The sequence below is a fragment of the Methylobacterium sp. J-043 genome (assembly GCF_022829505.1).
GTDB classification, from domain to species: Bacteria; Pseudomonadota; Alphaproteobacteria; order Rhizobiales; family Beijerinckiaceae; genus Methylobacterium; species Methylobacterium extorquens_A.
This window is the reverse complement of record NZ_JAKSYB010000047.1, coordinates 79,589-86,999: the sequence shown is the minus strand read 5'-3', so window position 1 is coordinate 86,999 and position 7,411 is coordinate 79,589. Positions and strand designations below refer to the sequence as shown.

Annotated in this window: 6 protein-coding genes; all 6 read left to right on the top strand. The window is 70.2% G+C overall.

Annotated features, from left to right (window positions below; translation table 11 throughout):
- The first annotated feature begins 85 nt into the window (after positions 1 to 85).
- The gene (gene murB / locus MKK50_RS13180) at positions 86 to 1,018 is read left to right on the top strand and encodes a UDP-N-acetylmuramate dehydrogenase (RefSeq protein ID WP_499022850.1); all 933 of its coding nucleotides are present in this window, start codon (positions 86 to 88) and stop codon (positions 1,016 to 1,018) included.
- A 37-nt stretch (positions 1,019 to 1,055) separates the two neighbouring features.
- On the top strand, positions 1,056 to 1,943 hold the full coding sequence (locus tag MKK50_RS13175) for an SMI1/KNR4 family protein (RefSeq protein WP_499022849.1): 888 nt from the start codon (positions 1,056 to 1,058) through the stop codon (positions 1,941 to 1,943).
- 62 nt (positions 1,944 to 2,005) lie between these two features.
- Positions 2,006 to 2,929, top strand: a complete 924-nt coding sequence (locus MKK50_RS13170; RefSeq protein WP_499022848.1) for a D-alanine--D-alanine ligase — start codon at positions 2,006 to 2,008, stop codon at positions 2,927 to 2,929.
- The gene (locus MKK50_RS13165) at positions 2,896 to 3,834 is read left to right on the top strand and encodes a cell division protein FtsQ/DivIB (RefSeq protein ID WP_253371475.1); all 939 of its coding nucleotides are present in this window, start codon (positions 2,896 to 2,898) and stop codon (positions 3,832 to 3,834) included. Before MKK50_RS13170 ends, MKK50_RS13165 begins: the two co-directional genes overlap by 34 nt.
- A 62-nt stretch (positions 3,835 to 3,896) precedes the next feature.
- Positions 3,897 to 5,219 (top strand): cell division protein FtsA, encoded by a 1,323-nt coding sequence (ftsA, locus tag MKK50_RS13160; RefSeq protein ID WP_253371473.1) that lies wholly within the window; start codon positions 3,897 to 3,899, stop codon positions 5,217 to 5,219.
- Positions 5,220 to 5,425: 206 nt separating this feature from the next.
- Positions 5,426 to 7,183: a cell division protein FtsZ gene (gene ftsZ, locus MKK50_RS13155; protein ID WP_253371471.1), complete on the top strand. Its 1,758-nt coding sequence runs from the start codon at positions 5,426 to 5,428 to the stop codon at positions 7,181 to 7,183.
- Positions 7,184 to 7,411: the final 228 nt, after the last annotated feature.

Here is a 7,411-nt window from a genome sequence, read left to right as displayed (position 1 = left end):
TCACCCCCGGCTGCCGCCTCGCTTCGGCGACGACGAGGTCGCCGAAGCCCTCTCCCCGCGTGCGGGGAGAGGGGGGAGACTCTGGATGACCGCCTTTCCCGATCTGATCGACAAGATCCGCGCCGCCGCGCCCGACCTCCGCGGCCGTCTCCTCGAAAACCAGTCGCTCGCCGACCTCACGTGGTTCCGCGTCGGCGGGCCGGCGCAGGTGCTGTTCAGCCCGGCCGACGAGGAGGACCTGTCCGCTTTCCTCGCCGCCCTCGATCCGTCGGTGCCTGTCATGGTGATCGGCCTCGGCTCGAACTTGATCGTGCGCGACGGCGGCATTCCCGGCGTGACGATCCGGCTCGGCGGCAAGGCCTTCGGCTCGGTCGAGATCGACGGCGAGACGATCCGGGCCGGCACCGCCGTGCCCGACATGCGGCTCGCCAAGGCGGCGGCGGAAGCCAGCCTCGATGGGCTCGCCTTCTTCCGCGGCATCCCCGGCTCCGTCGGCGGCGCGCTGCGCATGAACGCCGGGGCGCATGGCGGTGAGACCACCGACGTGCTGGTGGCGGTCCGCGGCATCGACCGGAAGGGCGAACTCCGTCGCTTCACCCATGCCGAGATGGGCTTTCGCTACCGCCATTCCTCGGCGCCCGACGACGTGATCTTCACGGGCGCGACCTTCCGCGGCCGCCCCGGCAACCGCGAAGAGATCGAGGCGGAGATGGAGCGGGTGACCGCGGCGCGCGAGGCCGCCCAGCCGATCCGCGAGCGCACCGGCGGCTCGACCTTCAAGAACCCGGAGGGCGGCAAGGCGTGGCAGCTCATCGACGCCGCCGGCTGCCGTGGGTTGGTCCGCGGCGGGGCCCAGGTCTCGGAGATGCACTGCAACTTCCTGATCAACCGCGGCGGCGCCACCGCCACCGACATCGAGGGGCTCGGCGAGGAAGTGCGGCGTCGGGTGCGCGAGCATTCGGGCTTCGAACTGCACTGGGAGATCAAGCGGATCGGCGTCGAGGCGTCACCCGCCTGACGGATCGCCCGCGTCGAGACCGGAGGACGCATCGCCCATGGCTTCGACCGACCCCACGGCCCTGACCGAGCATCTCGGCAGGCTCGTCGATGACATCGCCGCTGCGGCCGATCGGGCCCGGACGGGTGGCGACATCCTGCGCCTGCGCGACCGGCTCAACCGTGAGTGGGACGGCGCGAAACCCGGTGCCCATCTCTCCCCGGAAACCTACGCGGCCCTGCGGCTTCGCTGCGAGGCCGCGCATACCCGCCTTACCGAACGCTTCGTCAGCCTCAGGGATTCCGCCCCGCTGCCGGAGCCGCGGCTCGTCATCGATCCCGACGGCCCGACCGTCGCGACCTTCTTCGAGGCGGATACGCCGGCCGCGGATTGGGCGGCCGGGGCCGAGGCGGCGATCGGCGGGGCCGAAGCCCGCCTCGGGATGAGGCTGCCCGAGACGCTCAGGGCGCTCTACCGGCGGCGGAACGGCGGGGCGACGGACTTCTTCCTCGCCACGGATACCCCCGACGCCCCCCTCGAATTCGAGGGCGACGCGGCGGTCCGCGAGGCCGACGAGGTCTGGCGGACGGTGCTGCCCGGCTTCGACCTGGCCGCCCTGGAGCGGCTGGAGAGCCTCGGCGCTGTCAGTGACGGCACCGACTTCGGCAGCGAGGAAGAGTCCTGGCGCGCCGTGCTGCCGGAGATCGATCGCCTGATCGCGCTCAGCAACCACGGCTCCGACCTCTGGCTCTGCCTCGATTACGCGGACGCGGCCTTTGAACCGTCGGTGGTGCTGTTCGAAGCGATTGCGCCGGATGGACCCGGCCGCATCACCTTCCGCCGCCCCGATTTCGCGCGCTTCTTCGACGGGCTGCGGCGGCACGGCATCACCGTCGAGGACGGCGTCGCCATGCGCGGCAGCCGGCTCCTCGGCGAGGAGGCCTGATTGTCTCGCCCAAACCATCGGGCGCCCATGGCGCCCAACCAGCCCTGAAAGGCTCCCATCCGATGTCCAAGCACGTCGCCGTCCTGATGGGCGGCTGGTCCTCCGAGCGAGAGATCTCGCTGCGCTCCGGCAACGCCTGCGCCGAAGCGCTGGAAGGGGAGGGGTATCGCGTCACCCGCGTCGATGTCGGGCCCGACATCGCCACCGTGCTGACCGACCTCAAGCCCGACGCGGCCCTCAACGCGCTCCACGGCCCGGCCGGCGAGGACGGCACGATCCAGGGCCTCCTGGAGATCCTGAAGATCCCCTACACCCATTCCGGCGTGCTGGCCTCGGCGCTCGCGATGCACAAGGAGCGTGCCAAAACGGTCATGAAAGCGGCCGGCGTGAGCGTGCCGGAGGGCCGGGTCGTTAACCGTCATGATGCGGCAAAGTCACACCCGTTAACCCCTCCTTATGTGGTGAAGCCGATCGCCGAAGGCTCCTCCATGGGGGTCATCATCGTGCGCGAGGAGCGCTCGCACCCGCCCCAGATCCTGGCCTCCGACGCGTGGGTCTACGGCGAGGAAGTCCTTGCGGAGACTTACGTTGCCGGCCGCGAGCTGACCTGCGCAGTGCTGGGCGACCGGGCGCTCGGAGTCACCGAGATCAAGCCCGTTTCGGGGGAGTGGTACGACTTCGACGCCAAGTACGCCGGGGGGGGGTCGATCCACGTCCTCCCCGCCGATCTTAAACTAAATATTTACCAGCGTGTCCAAGAGTTGGCGTTAACGGCGCATCAAGCACTGGGATGCCGTGGCGTCAGCCGTGCCGACCTTCGTTACGACGACACACCGGGTGGAACCGGTGCTCTCGTCGTCCTCGAGGTCAACACGCAGCCAGGGATGACCCAGACGAGCCTTGTGCCGGAGATCGCGGCCCACGCAGGCCAGAGTTTCGGTGAACTCGTCCGATGGATGGTGGAGGACGCTTCTCTCAACCGCTGAACGCAGCCGGTACCCCCGGCAGCGGCGGGATCCTTGCGGGGCTTAGGCTCCCGAAGATCCTCAGGCGGTTCTCGTCGGCGCGTCGGCTCCGGCCGGCGGTGCCGATCGAGGCACGCGTGCCGCGGCTCGCGGGCACGGCGCTGGTCGCCGGGCTTGCCGGCACCGTGGCGCTGACCGGCTTCGTCATGAGCGGGCGCTACGACAGCTTCGTCGCCGAGAACGGCCGGCCGCTCGACATTCTCGCCCGGATCGCCGGCTTCGGCGTCGAGCGGGTGACCATCACCGGCCTGTCGCGGATGTACGAGCGCGAGGTACTGAGCACCGCCGGCATCGACTGGCGCTCCTCCGTGCCGTTCCTCGACGTCGATGGCGTGCGCGAACGCCTGCTCGCCGAGAAGCTGATCGCCAGCGCCTCCGTGCGTAAGCTCTACCCCAACGAAATCGTCATCAATCAGGTCGAGCGCGAGCCCGCCGCCCTGTGGCAGCAGAACGGCGAGATCCAGGTGATCGCCGCCGACGGCAAGGTGATCGATGACCTGCGCGACGAGCGCTACGTCAACCTGCCGCTCGTGGTCGGTTCGGGCGCCAACGAGCGCCTCAAGGAATATCTCGCGCTGATCGAGGCGGCGGGTCCGCTCGGATCGCGCATCCGCGCCGGCACCTATGTCTCCGGCCGGCGCTGGACGCTCAAGCTCGATGGCGTCGACATTCGCCTGCCCGAGGCCGACCCCGCCGAGGCGCTCGCCCGGCTGGTGCGGCTGGAGCGGGAGAGCAGGATTCTGGAGAAGGACATCATCGCGGTGGACCTGCGCATGGCCGACCGCGTCGTGGTGCGCCTGACCGAGGAGGCTGCGGCCGCCCGGGCCGAGAGCCGCAAGAAGCCGAAGAAGGGGACCGCGACATGAGCGCGTTCCGCCCCGCCGCACTCTCCTCCGTGTCCTGTCGCGTATCCGCCGAGTAGCGTCCGATGCAGACCCATCACGGCCTCACGCCGCGCCTGAAACCGCTCTCCGCACGCCGGAGCGCGACCATGTCGGTGCTCGACATCGGCACCAGCAAGGTCGTCTGCCTCATCGCCGAGCTGCAGCCGGCCGAGGCGATGTCGACTCTGCGCGGGCGCACTCATCTCGCCCGCATCATCGGCATCGGACACCAGCGCTCGCTCGGGCTCAAGGGCGGCGCCATCGTCGATCTGGAAGCCGCCGAGGGCGCGATCCGTCAGGCGGTCCACGCCGCCGAGCGGATGGCCAAGGCCGAGGTTCAGTCGGTCATCGTCAACATTTCCGGCGGGCGCATCGCCTCGCAGCATTTCGAGGCGCGGGTGAATGTCCGCTCCGGCACCGTCACCGGCTCCGACGTCGAGCGGGTTCTGGAGACGGCCAGCGCCCACGGCGTCAGCCCCGGCCGGGCCGTGCTGCACGCCCTGCCGACCGGCTACGCGCTGGACGGGCAGGGCGCGGTGATCGACCCCTCCGGTATGATCGGCAACGCGCTCGGCGTCGATCTCCACGTCGTCACCGCGGAAGCCGCCGCCGCGCGCAACCTGATGCTCGCGGTCGAGCACTGCCATCTCGGCGTCGATGCGGTGATCGCCACGCCCTACGCCGCCGGCCTCTCGGCGCTCGTGGACGACGAGGCCGAACTCGGCTGCGCCGTCGTGGATATGGGCGGTGGCACCACCAGCGTCGGCGTCTTCATGGGCGGCCACCTCGTCCATTGCGACGCGGTCGCGGTCGGCGGCCATCACGTCACCATGGACATCGCCCGCGGGCTCTCAACGCGGGTCAACGTCGCGGAGCGGCTGAAGACCCTCTACGGCTCGGCCATCGCCACGGCCTCCGACGAGCGCGACATGATCGCCGTGCACGGCGTCGGCGAGGACGAGGGCGAGGCGCCCGGCCACGTGCCGCGCTCGCAGCTCGTGCGCATCGTCAAGCCGCGGGTCGAGGAGGTGCTCGAACTCGTGCGCGACCGCCTGCACAACGCGGGATTCGGCGCCCAGGCCGGCCGCCGGGTCGTGCTCACGGGCGGCGCCAGCCAGCTCGTCGGCCTGCCGGAGACGGCCCGCCGCATCCTTCAGGGACAGGTCCGGATCGGGCGCCCGCTCGGCATCCGCGGCCTGCCGGAAGCCGCCAAGGGGCCCGCCTTCTCGGCCTCGGTCGGCCTGCTGGTCTACCCGCAGGTGGCGCATGCGGAGCATTTCGAGCCGCGGGGGCAGGGCGCCTTCGCCGGCACGGGAACGGACGGCTACTTCTCGCGGGTCGGTCGCTGGATCCGGGAGAGTTTCTAGGGCGATGTCGCGCGAAACCGGTCCGGTTCGCGTGAAGACATCGTGTCGAGACAAGGACTTGGAGACGTCCCCGGCCTGACGGGGCAGGGAGCGGCTCCGAAAGAAACGACCCCGCGCCGCCGCGAGGCCAGCGCGGGACAAGCAAGACAGGGCAGGCGTCGCAAGGCGTCGTTCAGGCAATCAAAAGTCACGAAGGGCAAGACCACATGGCCATCTCTCTTCAGGCTCCGGACATCCGGGAACTCAAGCCCCGCATCACCGTGTTCGGCGTCGGCGGCGCGGGCGGCAACGCCGTCAACAACATGATCGAGTCGGGGCTGCTCGGCTGCGAGTTCGTCGTGGCGAACACCGACGCCCAGGCGCTCACCTCCTCGAAGGCAGAGCGCGTGATCCAGATGGGCATCGGCGTGACGCAGGGTCTCGGCGCCGGCTCGCACCCGGAAGTCGGCTCGGCGGCGGCCGAGGAGGTGATCGACGAGATCCGCGATCAGCTCTCGGGCGCGCACATGGCCTTCATCACCGCCGGCATGGGCGGCGGCACCGGCACCGGCGCGGCTCCGGTCATCGCCCGCGCGGCGCGTGACATGGGCATCCTGACGGTCGGCGTCGTCACGAAGCCGTTCCAGTTCGAAGGCATGCGCCGGATGCGCACGGCCGAGGCCGGCATCCAGGAGCTTCAGGCGGCGGTCGATACCCTGATCGTCATCCCGAACCAGAACCTGTTCCGGGTCGCCAACGAGAAGACCACCTTCGCCGACGCCTTCGCGATGGCCGATCAGGTGCTTTACTCAGGCGTGGCATGCATCACCGACCTCATGGTCAAGGAAGGCCTGATCAACCTCGACTTCGCCGACGTGCGCGCGATCATGCGCGGCATGGGCAAGGCGATGATGGGCACCGGCGAGGCCTCCGGCGAGAACCGCGCCAACCGCGCGGCGGAAGCCGCGATCGCCAACCCGCTCCTCGACGACGTGTCGATGAAGGGCGCGCGCGGCCTGCTGATCTCGATCACCGGCGGTTCCGACCTCACCCTCTACGAACTCGACGAAGCCGCCACCCGCATCCGCGAGGAGGTCGATTCGGACGCCAACATCATCCTCGGCGCCACCTTCGACGAGAGCCTCGACGGCATCATTCGCGTGTCGGTGGTGGCCACCGGCATCGAGCCGGCGCTGATCTCGGCCGATTCCCCGAACAACCCGGAAATCGCCCAGACGGAGCAGCGGATTGCCGAGGTTGCCGAGCGTCTGCGCTCCGAGGCCCGCGCCCGCGCTTCCGCCGCGCTGAGCCCGGCCTCGACGCACCAGCCGGCGCAGCAGGTCGCGCATCAGACGGCGTACCGCCCCGGCCCCGAGCCGCTGCTCGCCCCGAACGCGGGCCCGCGGCCCATGCTGTCGGAGCCGGTGGCGCCGGAGCCGATGCGCGCCGAGCCCGCCCCGGCGATGCACCACCACGATGTGGTGCTGACCCAGGCGCCGGCCCGCGCCGCCGTCCCGGCCTACGAGCCGCCGGCCCCCGCCCAGGCGCCGGAGCCCGCCCAGGCCGCGAACGGCCCCTACGTGCCGCCGCGTCCGCAGCTCGCCCGCCCGCCGCGCATGCCGCAGATCTCGGACCTGCCGCCCCACACCCAGGCGCAGATCCTCAAGAGCCGCGGCGAGGAAACCCAGCCGGAGCCGAGCCAGGACTCCAAGCGCATGACCCTGCTGCGCCGGCTCGCGACCGTCGGCTTCGGCGGTCGCCGCGAGGAAGCCGAGGCCGCCCCGGTCCCGGCGCCCCGCGCCGCCGCACCGGCTCCGGTCGCCGCGCCTCGCGTCGAGCCGGCCCTGCGGGCGCCCGCGCCCCAGGCCCCGCAATACCGCCCCGCTCAGGGCAATCTGGACGCGCAGGGCCGTGCTCTGCCGCCGCGGATGATGGAAGACGACCAGCTCGAAATCCCGGCCTTCCTTCGCCGCCAAGCGAACTGAACCGAGAACTGAAACACGGATCGCCTGTGGATCGATGGGGGCAACTCGGCCTCCATCGACCCTCACTGGGGTATTTCGGCCACAGACCCGGAACCGCAAGGTTCCGGGTTTATCTACTTGTTAAGACACTGATCAGAAAATGCTTTTCAAAGATCGTGGCGAAACCGTGGCTGTAACAGATCGTAAGAATCCGTGATTTGGCCGGCCTGATTGCCACAGCTATACACG